The organism is Pseudorhodoferax sp. (assembly GCF_047601025.1).
In the GTDB taxonomy this organism is placed as follows: Bacteria; Pseudomonadota; Gammaproteobacteria; order Burkholderiales; family Burkholderiaceae_C; genus Pseudorhodoferax.
The window spans coordinates 1,590,028-1,605,103 of record NZ_JASGJZ010000001.1 but is presented as its reverse complement, the minus strand read 5'-3'; the positions used below and the strand labels follow the sequence as shown (position 1 = coordinate 1,605,103).

The window sequence follows — 15,076 nt, the reverse complement described above, 5'->3', positions numbered from 1 at the left end:
CCATGGACCTCGGACTGGCAGGCAAACGCGCCCTGGTGCTGGGCGGCAACCGCGGCATCGGCGAAGGCATCGCCCGCGCGCTGGTGCGCGAAGGCGCGCACGTGGCCATCACCGGCCGCGAGGCGGCCCGGCTGGCCGCGGCGGCCGAGGCGCTGCGCAACGAGGGCCGGGCCGCGGGCCACGCCGCGGCGCAGGTCGAGGCCTTCGGCCTCGCACTCGGGGACACCGAGGGCCTGGCCGCCTTCGCCGCGCAGCTGGCGCAGCGCTTCGGCCCGATCGACATCCTCGTCAACAACACCGGCGGGCCGGACTACGGCGGCGCCAGCGGCCACGGCCCGCAGGCCTGGCGCACGGCCTTCGAGGAGATGGTGCTGCCGGTCATCGTGCTCACCGACCTGCTGCTGCCCGGCATGCGCGCGCGGGGCTGGGGGCGCATCCTGACGGTGGTGTCCTCGGGCGTGCTGCAGCCGCTGCCGGTGCTGGGCATCTCCAACAGCCTGCGCGCCGCGCTGGTGCCCTGGTCCAAGACGCTGTCGGCCGAGGTCGCCCGCGACGGCATCACGGCCAACATCCTGGTGCCGGGCCGCATCGACACCGAGCGCGTGCAGCGCACCGACGAGGCCATCGCGGCGCGCGAGGCGCTTACGCCCGCGCAGGTGCGCCAGCGCTCCACCGCCGGCATCCCCCTGGGCCGCTACGGCGACCCGGCCGAATTCGGCGCGCTGGCCGCCTTCGTCGCCAGCGTGCCGGCGGCCTACATCACCGGCAGCATGCTGCGCTGCGACGGCGGCAACATCCGCGCCGTTTGAACGCGCCCAGCCCGCCCCCCGCGGGGGGCGAGAAAACTCGGGCCGCGCCGGCGTTTTCCTGAGAGTCTGGGCCGCCCCTTTCTTGAACTACCACTGCGAGGAATTCCCGCCATGCCCCTGACCGCTTCCCGGATCCGCCTGACCGACGAAGGCGCCACGCTGCTGGTCGAGGCCGCCGCGGCCAAGGCGCGCGCCATGGGCCAGCCGCAGTGCATCGCCGTCGTGGACGAGGGCTGCAACCTGCTGGCCTACCTGCGCATGGATGGCGCCAAGCTGCTCTCGCGCGAGTCGGCCATCCGCAAGGCCATGACCGCCGCCTCCGGCCGCGTGCCGACGGGGCAGCTCGCCGAGGGCCTGGACGCCCGGCTGGCGCTGGCCACGGACGGCCGCGTCACCAACCTGCAGGGCGGGCTGCCGATCGTGCTGCACGGCCAGGTGGTCGGCGGCATCGGCATCGGCTCGGGCACCGGCGCGCAGGACGCCGAGGTGGCCGAAGCGGCGCTGGCCGCGCTGGTGCGCGCCGCGGGATAGCAGCCGGGAGCGAAGGGGCTCAGGCCGCGGGCGCCGCCGGCCTGCGCGCCGAGCCCTGCACCATGTCGAAGCGGAACAGCCGGCACTCGATCGGGCCGTTCCACATCGGGATGCGGCGCGATTCCTTCAGCCGCATGCGGCTGGCCAGCTTGGTGTCCGGCGTCAGCACCCAGGCGGTCCAGCCGGCGTAGTGGTGCTTCCAGTGCGCCGCCAGCCGCGCGAAGAAGTCGCCACCGCCCTCGGCCAGCGCGGCCTCGCGGCCCGGGCGGGCGCGCTCGCCGGCGACGCCGGCGACGCCGATGCGCTCGCCGTAGGGCGGGTTCAGCAGCAGCACGCCGGGCTCCTCGCACGGCGGCAGGCGTTGCAGCGCGTCGCCGCCGCGCAGTTGCACGGCCTCGGCCACGCCGGCGCGCTCGGCGTTGCGCTGCGCGAAATCGACCATGCGGTGCGCCACGTCGCTGCCGAACACCGGCGCCGTGGGGGCGTGGCGCGCGGCCTCGGCCTCCTCGCGCAGTGCCTGCCACACGTGCGGCTGGAACGGCGCCAGTCGCTCGAAGCCGAAGCGCCGCCGCAGCCCGGGCGCCACGCCGCAGGCGATCTGCGCGGCCTCGATGGCGATCGTGCCGCTGCCGCAGCAGGGGTCGTACAGCGGGGTGCGGGCATCCCAGCCGCTGGCCGCCAGCATGGCGGCGGCCAGCGTCTCCTTCAGCGGCGCGTCGCCGGTGTCCGCGCGCCAGCCGCGCTTGAACAGCGGCTCGCCGGAGCTGTCGATGTACAGCGTCAGCCGGTCGGTCGTCAGGTGGGCGTGGATGCGCACCTGCGGGGCGCGCGTGTCCACGTCGGGCCGGCTGCCGGCGCGGTCGCGGAAGCGGTCGGCGATCGCGTCCTTGATGCGCAGCGCGGCGAAGTTCAGGCTTTTCAGGGGGCTGCGCTGCGCGGTCAGCTCGATCCTGAAGCTCTGGCGCGGGGTGAACCAGGCTTCCCAGGCGACGCCGGCGGCGACCTCGTACAGGTCCTGCTCGTGGCGGTAGCCGCCGTGCGCCAGCTCGATCAGCACGCGCTGGGCCAGCCGGCTGTACAGGTTCAGCCGCATGGCGTCGCGCCACGGCGCCGACAGCCGCACGCCGGCGCGGCGCGCCTGCACCGGGCAGCCGGCGATGCGTGCGGCCTCGTCGGCCAGCAGGGCCTCGACGCCGGCGGCGCAGGGCAGGAACAGGCGCAGGTGCTGCACGGCTAGAGCGCCTTGCGCAGGTTGGTCGGCGCGATGCGCAGCGCCTCGCGGTACTTGGCCACGGTGCGGCGCGCGCACTCGATGCCCTGTTCCTTCAGCATCTCCGAGAGCTGGCTGTCCGACAGCGGCTTCTTCGGGTCCTCGGCCGAGACGAACTGCTTGATCAGCGCCCGCACCGCCGTGCTGGAGGCATTGCCGCCGGTCTCGGTGCCCAGCGAGGAGCCGAAGAAGTACTTCAGCTCGAAGGTGCCGAACGGCGTGGCCATGTACTTGGCCGTGGTCACGCGGCTGATGGTGGACTCGTGCAGGCCCAGCTCGTCGGCGATCTCGCGCAGCACCAGCGGGCGCATGGCCAGCGCGCCGTGCGTGAAGAAGTTCTTCTGGCGCTCGACGATGGCGTTGGACACGCGCAGGATGGTGTCGAAGCGCTGCTGGATGTTCTTGATGAACCAGCGCGCCTCCTGCAGCCGCTGCTGCAGCGCGGCGGTGTCGGAGGCGTCCCGGCCGCCGCCGCGGTGCTGCTTGAGCGCGTTGGCGTAGATGTCGTGCACGCGCAGGCGCGGCATCACGTCGGGGTTGAGTTGGACCTTGAAGCGCGCCTGGGCGCCGCGCCCGACCTTGGTGACGATCACGTCCGGCACGATGACGTTGCGCTCGACGTCGACGAACTTGCGGCCCGGCTTGGGCTCCAGCCGCGTGATCAGCGCCAGCGCGGCCTTGACGCCGGCCTCGCTGTCGTCGCACAGGTGGGCCAGGCGCTTGAGGTCGCGCCGTGCCAGCAGCTCCATGCTCTGGCGGCACACGCGCAGCGCGGTGCCGCGCAGCGCGGGGTCGACCTCGTCCTCCGGCAGCACCCGGATCTGCAGCGCCAGGCATTCGCCCAGGTCGCGCGCGCCGACGCCGGCCGGCTCCAGGTTCTGCAGCAGGCGCAGCGCGACGGTGAAGCGGTGCAGCAGCTCCTCGCGCGCCTCCGGGTCCTCGGGGGCGAAGCCGGCGGCCAGCTCCTCCAGGCTGTCTTCGAGGTAGCCGTCCTCGTTCAGCGACTCGATCAGGAAGCGCAGCGCCGCCGTGTCCTCCGCGGACAGCCGCAGCGCCAGCGCCTGGCGGTGCAGGAAGTCCTGCAGCGACTCCTGGCTGCGCGCCAGCTCGGTGGCGTCGGCCTCGCCCTCCTCGCCCTGGCCGTTGCCGCGGGCCGGCGCGTCGCCGCCCCATTCGCTGTCGTCCGGCGCCAGGTCGTGCGTGCCGTCGCCGTCCCAATCGTGCTCGTCGGCCTGGCCGGTCAGCGGCGATTCGGCCTCGCCACGGGTGTCGGCCAGGCCCTCGCTGGCGTAATCCAGCCCGCTCTGGGCCGCCACCTCGGCCTCGCGGTCGTCGTCGCGCACCGGTGCGTCGGACTGCGCCAGGCCGAAATCCTCGCCCGCATGGTCGTCCATGGCCTGTTCGAGGAACGGGTTCTCGTCGAGCATCTGCTCGACCTCCTGGGACAGCTCCAGCGTGGACAGCTGCAGCAGCCGGATGGATTGCTGCAGCTGCGGCGTGAGCGCCAGGTGCTGCGAGACGCGCAGGGACAGGCTTTGCTTCATGGCGCGGCCCCGGCTACATCCTGAAGTGCTCGCCGAGGTAGACCCGGCGCACTTCCGCGTTGTCGACGATCTCGGCCGGCGTGCCCTTGGCCAGCACCCGGCCCTCGCTGATGATGTAGGCGTGGTCGCAGATGCCCAGCGTCTCGCGCACGTTGTGGTCGGTGATCAGCACGCCGATGCCGCGGCCCTTCAGGAAGCTGACGATGCGCTGGATCTCGATCACGGCGATCGGGTCGATGCCGGCGAAGGGCTCGTCCAGCAGGATGAAGCGCGGCTGCGTGGCCAGCGCGCGGGCGATCTCCACGCGCCGCCGCTCGCCGCCGGACAGCGCCAGCGCCGAGGCCTCGCGCAGGTGGTCCACCCGCAGGTCCTGCAGCAGCGCGGTCAGGCGCTGCTCGATCTCGGCGCGGCCGAACGGCTTGCCGGCCGCGTCGCGCTGCAGCTCCAGCACGGCGCGCACGTTGTCCTCGACCGACAGCTTGCGGAAGATCGAGGCCTCCTGCGGCAGGTAGGACAGGCCAAGCTGCGAGCGCCGGTGGATCGGCATCTGCTCGACCGACCGGCCGTCGATGCTGATCTGCCCGCCGTCGGCCCGTACCAGGCCCACGATCATGTAGAACGAGGTGGTCTTGCCGGCGCCGTTGGGGCCGAGCAGGCCGACGACCTCGCCCTCGTGCACGGTCAGCGACACGTCCTGCACCACCTTGCGGCTGCCGTAGGACTTCTGCAGCCGGCGGGCCTCCAGCCGGCTGCGGCCGGGGATGGCGATCGTGCTGTCCTGCGCCGGCGCCACGCTACTGCTTCTCCGTGCCCAGCCGGGTGCTGGGCCTGAGCGTGGCGGGCGGCTGGGCCGGCGGCTGCGGGCTGCTGGCCGAGGGCTGCGGCGACAGCATGGCGCGCACGCGGCCGGAGGGGTCCTTGGCACCGGGCCGGGCGGCATCGACCGTGAACACCTCGGTCACGTTGTTGTAGACGATCACGTCGCCGGTCACCTCGTCCTGCAGCTTGTCCTTGGCCAGCCGGCGCATGATGGCGCGGCGCGTGAAGGTGACCTTGTCGGCCCGGCCGTCGTAGTGGATGACCTCGCCCTCGCCTTCGATGAACTCGTCCAGCCCTTCGCGCTTTTGCCGGTAGAACGCGCGCTGGCCGGGCGCGGCCGTAATCGTGCCGAACTGGTAGCCTTGCGCGTCCTTCCAGACTTCCACGCGCTCGCCGCGCGCCAGGATCGTGCCCTTGGTCACGACCACGCGGCCGGTGAACACGTTGACCTGCTTCAGGTCGTCGTAGCGCATGGCGTCGGCCTCGACGTTCATGGGCTTGTCGCGGTCGGCCCGTTCGGCCTGGGCCAGGCCGGCGGCCAGCGCGAGGACGGCGGCGGCGATGAGGGGGCGGTGGAGGATGGTCATCAAAGGCACGATTCTTGCTCAGCCATTGTAGCGGTCACGCATGGTGGCAGAAACGACAGGGCCCGCGTCAGCGGGCCCATTGTGCAGTGCAATAAGTCGCAGGTCCACGCCTTATGTTCGCGGTTTGCCGCGCAGGTCGGCCAGCAGCACGTCGGTGATCTGCAGCGCGCGGTCCATGGACTTGGCCGTCTCGCCGTCGATGTAGTAGCGCCCCTGGACGCCCAGGGCCGGCACGCCGGCGAGCTTGTAGGCGTCCTGCAGCTGGGTCGCCTTGCGCACCTTGGTGCTCACGTTGAACGAGTTGTAGGTCTCCACGAACTTGGCCTGGTCCAGGCCCTGCTTGACGGCCCAGGCGATCACCGCGTCGTCCGTGTTCAGGCGCTGCCGCTCGACGTGGATCGCGTGGAAGGCCTTGGCGTGCAGGGTGTCGAGCTGGCCCAGCGCCTCCAGCGCGTAATAAAGCTTCTGCAGCGGCACGAAATCGCTGCGGAAGGCCACCGGCGCACGGCGGAAGGCCACGTCGGGCGGCAGCCGCTTGACCCAGGCCTCCAGCTGCGGCTCGAACAGGTTGCAGTGCGGGCAGGCATACCAGAAGAACTCGACCACCTCGATCTTGCCCGCGGGCGCTTCGGTGGGCGCGGGCTTTTCGAGCACCAGGTAGTCGGTGCCGGCCTTGGGCCGGCCCTGCGCCAGCACGGCCGGGGCCTGCACCAGGCCGAGGGCGGCGGACGCGGCCAAGCCGGCTTTCGAGAACTCACGACGTTTCATTGGTTTCACTCCTTGGGGCGGTTCTGAGCGGCGACGGATGCAAAAAGTTTCAGCGCTGCACGCGCACCAGCGCGGCTTCGGAGCCCGCGCCTTCCAGCCGGGACTTGGTGCGCTCGGCCTCGTCGCGCGAGCGGTACGGACCCATGCGCACGCGGTAGACGGTGCGGCCGGCCTGTTCGCGCTCGGTCACGCGGGCTTCCAGGCCCTGCATGGCGAGGCGGGCGCGCTGCGCCTCGGCGTCGTCCGGGCTGCGGAAGGCGCCGGCCTGCACGAAATAGTCGAACGGATCGGGCGCGGCCGTGGCCGGCGCCACGGTGGGCGTGGGGCCGGCGGCGCGGGAGCGGGCGCGCGCCAGGTCGCCGAGCGGATCGGCCGATGGCGCCGGCGCCGGGCGTGCGGCCGGGGCGGGCGCCGGGCTCGGCAGCGCGACGGCCGGCGGCGCGACGGGGGCCACGGGGGCGGCAGGTGCGACGGGCGCCGTGGGCGCTGCGGGTGCCGGCCGCGCGGAACCGCGGCTTTGCAGCGGGGCGTTCGGATCCCAGTTCTGGTTGCGCCGGCTCTCGGCATCGTCGTCGGCCGTGCGGGACGACGGCGCCTTGCCGGTCATGAACGGCACCGGCACCTTGGTCACGTAGATGGCCAGCGCCAGCGCCGCCACCAGGCCCACGACCACGCCGCCGATGAAGCCGATCACGGTGCCGCCCCAGGCGGTGCCGCGCGGACTGCCCGCGCCGGACCGGGCGGCCGGCGCCCGCTTGCGTTGTTGCGCTTGTGTCATGGCTTCGGCTTCACATCTTCTCGGGCGCGCTGACGCCCAGCAGGGCCAGGCCGTTGCGCAGCACCTGGGCCGTGGCGGCCACCAGCGCCACGCGCGCGGTGCGCACGGCCGGATCGTCGACCAGGATGCGCTCGGCATCGTAGTAGCTGTGGTAGCTGGCGGCCAGCTCGCGCAGGTAGAACGTCACGTCGTGCGGCGCGAACTCGGCCGCTGCGCCGGCCAGCACGTCCGGGTAGCGCGCCAGCAGCAGCATCAGCGCCTCGGCCTGCGGGCCCTGCAGCGCCGCCAGGTCGGCCTCGGCCAGCGTGGCCGCGTCGCCACCCCAGGCCGCCAGCACCGAGCAGATGCGCGCATGCGCGTACTGCACGTAGTACACCGGGTTGTCGTTGCTGCGGGCGATCGCCAGGTCCACGTCGAACACGTACTCGGTGTCGGGCTTGCGCGAGAGCAGGAAGAAGCGCACCGCGTCCTTGCTGGTCCATTCGATCAGGTCGCGCAGCGTCACGTAGCTGCCGGCGCGCTTGGAGATCTTGACCTCCTGGCCGCCGCGCATCACCCGCACCATGGTGTGCAGCACGTAGTCGGGGTAGCCCGGCGGGATGCCGACGTCCGCCGCCTGCAGCCCGGCGCGCACGCGCGCGATGGTGCCGTGGTGGTCCGTGCCCTGGATGTTGACGACTTTGCCGAAGCCGCGTTCCCACTTGGTGATGTGGTAGGCCACGTCGGGCACGAAATAGGTGTACGTGCCGTCGGACTTGCGCATCACGCGGTCCTTGTCGTCGCCGTAGTCGGTGGACCGCAGCCACAGCGCGCCATCCTGCTCGTAGGTCTTGCCCGAGGCGCGCATGCGTTCGACGGCGGCTTCCACGCGGCCGGAGGTGTACAGGCTCGATTCCAGGTAGAACTCGTCGAAGCGCACCGCGAAGGCCTGGAGGTCCAGGTCCTGCTCGCGGCGCAGGTAGGCCACGGCGAAGCGGCGGATCGAGTCCAGGTCCTCCACGTCGCCGCTGGCCGTCACCTCGCGGTCGTCGGCCGTGACGGTCTTCTTCGCCAGGAAGTCGGCGGCGATGTCGGCGATGTACTCGCCGTTGTAGGCGGCCTCGGGCCAGCCGGCGTCGCCGGGCTTCAGGCCCTTGGCACGCAGCTGCGTGGACTGCGCCAGCGTGGCGATCTGCACGCCCGCGTCGTTGTAGTAGAACTCGCGCCAGACGTTCCAGCCCTGCGACTGGTACAGGTTGCAGATCGCATCGCCCAGCGCGGCCTGGCGGCCGTGGCCCACGTGCAGCGGGCCGGTGGGGTTGGCCGAGACGAACTCGACCAGCACGCGGCGCCCGTTGTCCGGCAGCGTGCCGAAGGCCGCGCCGCGCTGCAGCACCTCCCGTATCGCCTGCTGCTTGGCGGCCGGCTGCAGCTTGAGGTTCAGGAAACCCGGGCCGGCGATGTCGATGGAAGCGACCCACCGCGCCACCGCCGGCTGGGCCAGCAGCGCCGTGCGCAGCTGCTCGCCGACCTGGCGCGGGTTGAGCTTCAGCGGCTTGGCCAGCTGCATCGCGGCCGTGCAGGCCAGGTCGCCGTGGGCGGCGACCTTGGGCGTCTCGAAGGCGGCGCGCACGTTGGTGCCGGCGGCGACCTGCTCCAGCGCAGTGCCCAGTGCCACCAGCAATTCTTGTTTGACGGAAAACATCCGCGGATTTTAGGTGGCGGCTCCGTGTGCTTTGCCACGCCGCATCGTCGGCTCGGGACGGGCGGGCGGCGTTAGAGTCCGTGGGCCTGCACCGGGCAGTCCCATTCCTTTTCCAACTCGCGGGAACCTACCATGCTGAAATCCACCACCCTGATCCTGTCCGCCGCGCTGGCCCTGTGTCTGGGCAGCGCCCATGCCGCCGAGGACGCCAAGCCCGGCTCCCGGCTCGGCGCCTGCAGCAAGGAGGCCGCGTCCAAGGGCCTGAAGGGCGACGAGCGCAGGCAGTACCTGTCGGACTGCAACAAGGGCCTGACCGCGCCGGCTGCCAAGGCCGACGACGGCCAGAAGAGCGGCTCCCGCCTGGGTGCCTGCAGCAAGGAAGCCGCCGCCAAGGGCCTGAAGGGCGACGAGCGCCGGCAGTACCTGTCCGACTGCAACAAGGGCCAGACCGCTGCCGCCGCCAAGCCCGCCAGCAAGCTCGGCGCCTGCAGCAAGGAGGCGGCGGCCAAGGGCCTGAAGGGCGAGGAGCGCAACAAGTACCTGTCGGAGTGCAACAAGGCCTGATGGCCGTATTTCCCACCTCCGGCACGGCGGCCCGTACGGGCCGTTTCCTTTTGTCGGCTACCCGCCGAAGCCGCGCGCCAGGAACACCGCCGCCAGCGCCACCAGCGGGATCAGGTGGGCCTGGACCATGACGGTCCGGCGCGTGCGACGCACTTCACCGTCGGCCGGCAGCGCGCCGCTGGCGCGCAGGGCCCTGCGCCAGCGCAGGTAGGTCAGCGTGGGCCGGATGGACATCAGGCCGATCACCACGAACAGCGTGACCTTGGCATGCAGCAGCGGATGGCTCCAGTACCAGCCCGCGCCCTTCATGCCCCAGGCGGTGCGCGCCAGCCCGCTCAGCAGCACGGCTACGGAGGCGATGCCGTACAGCATGTCCACCCGCACCAGCCGCTCGACCACGCGTGCGTTCATCCATTCGACACGGCACAGCGCGGCCTCGCTGGCGAGGAAGGTCACCATCGTGAAGATGGCGACCCAGTGCAGGTAGGCGAGGACCGTTTCGAGCAGCATGGGGCGATTGTGCGTTCAGGCGGCGGCCAGCCGCCGCTGTCCCCAGAATTCCGGCCGCGCGTACTGCGCCTTCAGGAAGTCCAGCCACAGCCGCACCCGCAGCGGCAGGTGCTTGCGTTGCGGAAACACGGCGTAGATGCCGTTGGGCGGCGCGGCGAAGGCCTCCAGTACCGGCACCAGCAGCCCGGCCGCGATCTCGGCCTCCACCTCCCAGGCGCTGCGCCAGGCGATGCCGTGGCCGGCCAGGCACCAGTCGTGCAGCACCTGGCCGTCCGAGCAGTCCAGCGGGCCGCCGGGCTTCAGATGGATCACCTCGGGCGCCGCCCCGCCCTCGCCCGGCATCGCGAACGCCCAGCCGCGCGTCTGCGAGGCGTCGGAGGACAGCACCAGGCAGTCGAAGCGCGCCAGGTCGGCCGGGCGCTGCGGCGTGCCGTGGCGCTTGAGGAACGCCGGCGTGGCCACGCACATGCGGCGGTTGTCGGCCAGCCGCACGCTGACCAGCGAGGAATCCGGCAGGTCGCCCACGCGCACCGCGCAGTCGAAGCCTTCGGCTGCCAGGTCCACCACCCGGTCGGACAGGTTCAGCGACACGGTGAGCCCGCTGTGCAGCGCCTGGAAGCGGGGCACCAGCGGCGCCACGTGGCGCCGGCCGAAGCCTGCCGGCGCCGTCACGCGCAGTCGGCCGCTGGCCTTCACGCCGCCGGCGCTGACGCTGGCTTCGGCGTTGGCCAGTTCCACCAGCAGGCGCTGGCAGTCCTCCAGGAAGGCGCTGCCCTCGTGCGTCAGCGTGATGCGGCGCGTGGTGCGCACCAGCAGGCGCACGCCCAGCCGCTCCTCCAGCGCGTCCAGCCGCCGCCCCATCACGGCCGGCGCCACGCCCTCGGCGCGTGCCGCCGCCGTCAGACTGCCGCGCGCGGCCACGGCGACGAAGGACTCCAACTGCTTGAGCCTGTCCATAGTGCCGGGATTATGGGGAGGCGGTCCGCGGCCCGTGCGCCGCGCGCCGGGTCGGGCCGGGCATCCTCAAAAAAACCCTCGGCGCACGCTTGAAAGGCGGTGGCGTGCGGCGCGATCTGCTAACCTGCATACATTCCATTTATCAACGTTCCACGAAGGGAGATTTCATGTCCGACGCATCCAGCATCGAATCGCAAGAGCAACTGGTCAGCGATATCAAATCCGTGATCTCCGATGCCGAGGAAATGCTGAGCGCCACGGCCGACCAGGCCGGCGAGAAGGCGACCAAGCTGCGTGCACGCATCCAGGCCCGCCTGGCGGACGCCAAGCTGCGCCTGGTCGACGCCGAGGAGGCCCTGCTGGCCAAGACCCGTGCCGCGGCCCGCGTCACGGACGAGTACGTGCACGAGTCGCCCTGGACGGCCATCGGCGTCGCCACCGCCGTGGGCGTGCTGCTGGGCCTGGCCCTCGGCCGGCGTTGACCGGGTCCGCCGCCACGGCAAGGAAGGGGCGGCATGGCTAGCGCACCGCGCCCCGGCGCGGCAGCGGGGCCGGTCGGGGCCTTGCGCCGTGTGCTGACGACCGCGCTCGGCATGGGCCGGACGCGGCTGGAGCTGCTCGGCAACGAACTGCAGATCGAGAAGCACCGTGCGCTCCAGCAACTGGTGCGTGCGGTGCTGGCGGTGTTCTGCATCTGCATGGCCCTGGTGCTCGGCGTGGTGCTGGTGGTCACGGTGTGGTGGGAACAGCGCGTGGCCGTGCTGGGCGGGCTGATCGCGCTGTTCCTGCTGGTGGCCGCGGGCCTGGCGCAGTCGCTGCGCAAGGCCCGCTCCCGGCAGGAGCATCCGTTCGCGGCCAGCCTGGCCGAACTGCAGGAAGACCTGAGCCAGCTCAAGGCTGCCACGCACCATGCCGCGCCCCAAGAGCCTCGCTGAGCTGGAGCGCGAGCGCGGCCGCCTGACCGAGCGCATCGCCGCCCAGCGCGCGACGCTGGCCTCGCAGTTCGTGCCCGTGGCCCACCTGCTGCAGTTCGGCGACCGCGTCGCGCAGACGGCGCAGCGCGTGCGCCAGTTCGTGCTGCGGCATCCCGTGGCCATGGCCTCCGCGGGGGCGGTGCTGCTGCTGCGCCGCCCGCGCAAGCTGGGTCGCTGGGTGCGCCGCAGCCTGCTGCTGTGGCGCAGCTGGCGCACCGTGCGCCAGCTGGCGCGGACCGTGCAGCGCCAGCTCGACAAGGCGGCGGGCGGCGCCTACCCGCCCAGGTAGCGCCGCAGGTACCGCCCCGTGTGGCTGGCGGGGTGTGCCGCGATCTGCTCCGGCGTGCCGGTGGCCACCACCGTGCCGCCACCGGCGCCGCCTTCGGGCCCCATGTCGATCAGCCAGTCGGCCGTCTTGATCACGTCCAGGTTGTGCTCGATCACGACGATCGTGTTGCCGGCGTCGCGCAGCTGGTGCAGCACCTGCAGCAGCAGGTCGATGTCGGCGAAGTGCAGCCCGGTGGTCGGCTCGTCCAGGATGTACAGCGTGCGGCCGGTGTCGCGCTTGGACAGCTCCAGCGCCAGTTTCACGCGCTGCGCCTCGCCGCCGGACAGCGTGGTCGCGGCCTGCCCGAGCTGGATGTAGGACAGCCCCACGTCCAGCAGCGTCCTGAGCTTGCGCTCGATCGTGGGCACGGCCCGCAGGAAGTCGTACGCCGCCTCCACCGTCAGGTCCAGGATCTGGGCGATGTTCCGGCCCTTGTACTGCACCTCCAGCGTCTCGCGGTTGTAGCGCTGGCCGTGGCACACGTCGCAGGGCACGTAGACGTCGGGCAGGAAGTGCATCTCCACCTTGACCATGCCATCGCCCTGGCAGGCCTCGCAGCGCCCGCCGGCCACGTTGAACGAGAAGCGGCCCGGCCCGTAGCCGCGCTCGCGCGCCATCGGCACCTCGGCCATCAGCTCGCGGATCGGCGTGAACAGGCCGGTGTAGGTGGCCGGGTTGCTGCGCGGCGTGCGGCCGATCGGCGACTGGTCGACGTCGATGACCTTGTCGAACTGCTCCAGGCCCCGGATCTCGTCATGCGGCGCCGGTTCCTCGTGGGCGCGGTGGATCTGCCGCGCCGCCGCCGCATACAGCGTGTCGTTGACCAGCGTGCTCTTGCCCGAGCCCGAGACGCCGGTCACGCAGGTCAGCAGGCCGACCGGGATGTCCACGTCCACGCCCTGCAGGTTGTGGCCGCGCGCGCCGCGGATGGCGATGGCCTGCAGCGCGCCGGGCCCGGCGTCCTTGCCGGTGGCCGGCAGCCAGGGCGTGCGCCGCGCCGGCACCGCGATCTTCAGGGCGCCCGACAGGTAGCGCCCCGTCAGCGAGGCGGCATTGGCCTTGACCGCCGCCAGGTCGCCCTGGGCGATCACCTGCCCGCCGTGCACGCCGGCGCCCGGCCCCAGGTCGACGATGTGGTCGGCCGCCGCCATCATGTCCTCGTCGTGCTCGACCACCAGCACGCTGTTGCCCAGGTCGCGCAGGTGCTTGAGCGTGCCGATCAGCCGGTCGTTGTCGCGCTGGTGCAGGCCGATGCTGGGCTCGTCCAGCACGTACATCACGCCGGTCAGGCCCGAGCCGATCTGCGAGGCCAGCCGGATGCGCTGCGACTCGCCGCCCGACAGCGTCTCGGCGCTGCGGTCCAGGCTCAGGTAGTTCAGTCCCACGTCGTTCAGGAACTTCAGCCGCAGGCCGATCTCGCGCACTACCTTGGCCGCGATCTCGGCCTTGGCGCCCTGGAACTGCAGCGCCTCGAAGTAGGCCTGGCTTTCGCGCAGCGTGCTGCGGCTGATCTCGTAGATCGCGCGCGCCTGCGCGCCCTCGCCGATCTTCACGTGGCGCGCCTCGCGCCGCAGCCGCGTGCCATGGCATTGCGGGCAGGGCTGCAGGCTACGGTAGCGGGCCAGGTCCTCGCGCACCACGGCCGAATCGGTCTCGCGGTAGCGCCGCTGCATGTTCGGGATCACGCCTTCGAACGGGTGCTTCTTGCTGAGCTTCTTGCCCTGCGCGGCGCCCGGTTCGAGCGCGTAGCTGAACCGGATCTCCTCCTCGCCCGAGCCGTGCAGCACCACCTGCTGCACCGCGGGCGGCAGCTCCTCGAACGGGGCTTCCACGTCGAAGCGGTAGTGCCGGGCCAGGCTTTCCAGCAGCGCGAAGTAGTGGCCGTTGCGCCGGTCCCAGCCCTTGATGGCGCCGCTGGCCAGGCTCAGCGACGGGAAGCCGACCACGCGCGCCGGATCGAAGAACTCCTGCGCGCCCAGGCCGTCGCAGCCCGGGCAGGCGCCGACCGGCGAGTTGAACGAGAACAGCCGCGGCTCCAGCTCGCTGATCGAATAGCTGCAGACCGGGCAGGAGAACTTCGCATTGAACAGGTGCTCGCGCGCCGCGTCGATCTCCAGCGCGATCGCGCGGCCGCCGGCCAGCCGCAGCGCGGCCTCGAAGCTCTCGGCCAGGCGCTGGCGCAGGCCGGCGCCGTCTTCCTCGTGGCGCACCTTCACGCGGTCGACCACCACGTCGATGTCGTGCTTCTCGGTTTTCTTCAGCTTGGGCAGGCGGTCGAACTCGTAGGCCTGCCCGTCGACGCGAAAGCGCACGTAGCCCTGGCCCTGCAGGTCGGCGAACACCTCGCCGAATTCGCCCTTGCGCTCGCGCGCGATCGGCGCCAGCACCATCAGCCGCGTGCCGCCCGGCAGCGCCAGCACGTGGTCCACCATCTGCGCCACGGTCTGGGCCGACAGCGGCAGGTCGTGGTCCGGGCAGTAGGGCGTGCCGGCGCGCGCGAACAGCAGGCGCAGGTAGTCGTGGATCTCGGTCACCGTGCCGACGGTGGAGCGCGGGTTGTGGCTGGTGGCCTTCTGCTCGATCGAGATCGCCGGCGACAGGCCCTCGATCAGGTCCACGTCGGGCTTGTCCATCAGCTGCAGGAACTGCCGCGCGTAGGTGGACAGGCTTTCCACGTAGCGCCGCTGCCCTTCCGCGTACAGCGTGTCGAATGCCAGCGAGGACTTGCCCGAGCCCGACAGTCCCGTGATCACGACCAGCCGGTTGCGCGGGATGTCCAGGTCGACGTTCTTCAGGTTGTGCGTGCGCGCACCGCGGATGCTGATGCGCTGCTGCAGCAGCGCTGCCGCGAGGTAGGGGCCGTCCTGGTGGGGGTCGTTCACGATGCCGATGCGACTGCGGGAAAACCCGCCATGATAAGCGGCCGTCCCCGTCCCGTGCCGTACGCGCACTG

General features: G+C 71.9%; 16 protein-coding genes. 6 read left to right on the top strand and 10 right to left on the bottom strand.

Features of this window, described 5'->3' with window-relative positions:
• Positions 1 to 2: 2 nt before the first annotated feature.
• The gene (locus QM782_RS07495; protein ID WP_415202287.1) at positions 3 to 809 is read left to right on the top strand and encodes an SDR family oxidoreductase; all 807 of its coding nucleotides are present in this window, start codon (positions 3 to 5) and stop codon (positions 807 to 809) included.
• A gap of 111 nt (positions 810 to 920) precedes the next feature.
• Positions 921 to 1,340, top strand: coding sequence for a GlcG/HbpS family heme-binding protein (locus tag QM782_RS07490; protein WP_415202286.1), 420 nt, complete (start codon positions 921 to 923; stop codon positions 1,338 to 1,340).
• Between the two features lie 19 nt (positions 1,341 to 1,359).
• Here QM782_RS07490 and QM782_RS07485 read toward each other — a convergent pair whose 3' ends face one another.
• The 7 genes from QM782_RS07485 to argS all read right to left on the bottom strand — a co-directional run bounded on the left by QM782_RS07485 (position 1,360) and on the right by argS (position 8,790).
• Positions 1,360 to 2,571, bottom strand: coding sequence for a THUMP domain-containing class I SAM-dependent RNA methyltransferase (locus QM782_RS07485; protein ID WP_415202285.1), 1,212 nt, complete (start codon positions 2,569 to 2,571; stop codon positions 1,360 to 1,362).
• A gap of 2 nt (positions 2,572 to 2,573) precedes the next feature.
• Entirely contained in the window at positions 2,574 to 4,154 is a 1,581-nt protein-coding gene (locus QM782_RS07480; RefSeq protein WP_415202284.1) for an RNA polymerase factor sigma-54, read from the bottom strand.
• Positions 4,155 to 4,167: 13 nt separating this feature from the next.
• The gene (gene lptB / locus QM782_RS07475) at positions 4,168 to 4,947 is read right to left on the bottom strand and encodes an LPS export ABC transporter ATP-binding protein (protein ID WP_415202283.1); all 780 of its coding nucleotides are present in this window, start codon (positions 4,945 to 4,947) and stop codon (positions 4,168 to 4,170) included.
• A 1-nt stretch (position 4,948) separates the two neighbouring features.
• Entirely contained in the window at positions 4,949 to 5,560 is a 612-nt protein-coding gene (lptA, locus tag QM782_RS07470) for a lipopolysaccharide transport periplasmic protein LptA (RefSeq protein WP_415202282.1), read from the bottom strand.
• A gap of 111 nt (positions 5,561 to 5,671) precedes the next feature.
• Positions 5,672 to 6,328, bottom strand: a complete 657-nt coding sequence (locus QM782_RS07465; RefSeq protein ID WP_415202281.1) for a thiol:disulfide interchange protein DsbA/DsbL — start codon at positions 6,326 to 6,328, stop codon at positions 5,672 to 5,674.
• 49 nt (positions 6,329 to 6,377) lie between these two features.
• Entirely contained in the window at positions 6,378 to 7,106 is a 729-nt protein-coding gene (locus tag QM782_RS07460) for an SPOR domain-containing protein (protein ID WP_415202280.1), read from the bottom strand.
• Between the two features lie 10 nt (positions 7,107 to 7,116).
• Positions 7,117 to 8,790 carry an arginine--tRNA ligase gene (argS, locus tag QM782_RS07455; RefSeq protein ID WP_415202279.1) on the bottom strand — a complete coding sequence of 558 codons (1,674 nt, stop codon included), beginning with the start codon at positions 8,788 to 8,790 and terminating at the stop codon, positions 7,117 to 7,119.
• Positions 8,791 to 8,922: 132 nt separating this feature from the next.
• Here argS and QM782_RS07450 point away from each other — a divergent pair, with 132 nt between their 5' ends.
• The gene (locus QM782_RS07450; protein WP_415202278.1) at positions 8,923 to 9,354 is read left to right on the top strand and encodes a PsiF family protein; all 432 of its coding nucleotides are present in this window, start codon (positions 8,923 to 8,925) and stop codon (positions 9,352 to 9,354) included.
• A 57-nt stretch (positions 9,355 to 9,411) separates the two neighbouring features.
• Here the strand turns inward: QM782_RS07450 and QM782_RS07445 are convergent, their stop codons facing one another.
• Positions 9,412 to 9,864, bottom strand: a complete 453-nt coding sequence (locus tag QM782_RS07445) for a DUF2214 family protein (protein WP_415202277.1) — start codon at positions 9,862 to 9,864, stop codon at positions 9,412 to 9,414.
• A 15-nt stretch (positions 9,865 to 9,879) separates the two neighbouring features.
• Positions 9,880 to 10,821 carry a LysR family transcriptional regulator gene (locus QM782_RS07440; protein ID WP_415202276.1) on the bottom strand — a complete coding sequence of 314 codons (942 nt, stop codon included), beginning with the start codon at positions 10,819 to 10,821 and terminating at the stop codon, positions 9,880 to 9,882.
• A gap of 167 nt (positions 10,822 to 10,988) precedes the next feature.
• Here QM782_RS07440 and QM782_RS07435 point away from each other — a divergent pair, with 167 nt between their 5' ends.
• From QM782_RS07435 to QM782_RS07425, 3 genes are read left to right on the top strand one after another with little or no spacing between them, the layout of a single operon-like run.
• On the top strand, positions 10,989 to 11,303 hold the full coding sequence (locus QM782_RS07435) for a DUF883 family protein (RefSeq protein WP_415202275.1): 315 nt from the start codon (positions 10,989 to 10,991) through the stop codon (positions 11,301 to 11,303).
• Between the two features lie 33 nt (positions 11,304 to 11,336).
• Positions 11,337 to 11,756 (top strand): phage holin family protein, encoded by a 420-nt coding sequence (locus tag QM782_RS07430; protein ID WP_415202274.1) that lies wholly within the window; start codon positions 11,337 to 11,339, stop codon positions 11,754 to 11,756.
• Positions 11,731 to 12,084: a YqjK family protein gene (locus QM782_RS07425; RefSeq protein WP_415202273.1), complete on the top strand. Its 354-nt coding sequence runs from the start codon at positions 11,731 to 11,733 to the stop codon at positions 12,082 to 12,084. The genes QM782_RS07430 and QM782_RS07425 overlap by 26 nt, the downstream gene beginning before the upstream one ends.
• On the opposite strand, the gene uvrA is transcribed toward QM782_RS07425, so the two are convergent.
• Positions 12,069 to 15,008 carry an excinuclease ABC subunit UvrA gene (gene uvrA / locus QM782_RS07420; RefSeq protein WP_415205610.1) on the bottom strand — a complete coding sequence of 980 codons (2,940 nt, stop codon included), beginning with the start codon at positions 15,006 to 15,008 and terminating at the stop codon, positions 12,069 to 12,071. The two genes, QM782_RS07425 and uvrA, sit on opposite strands and share 16 nt — an antisense overlap.
• Between the last annotated feature and the right edge of the window lie 68 nt (positions 15,009 to 15,076).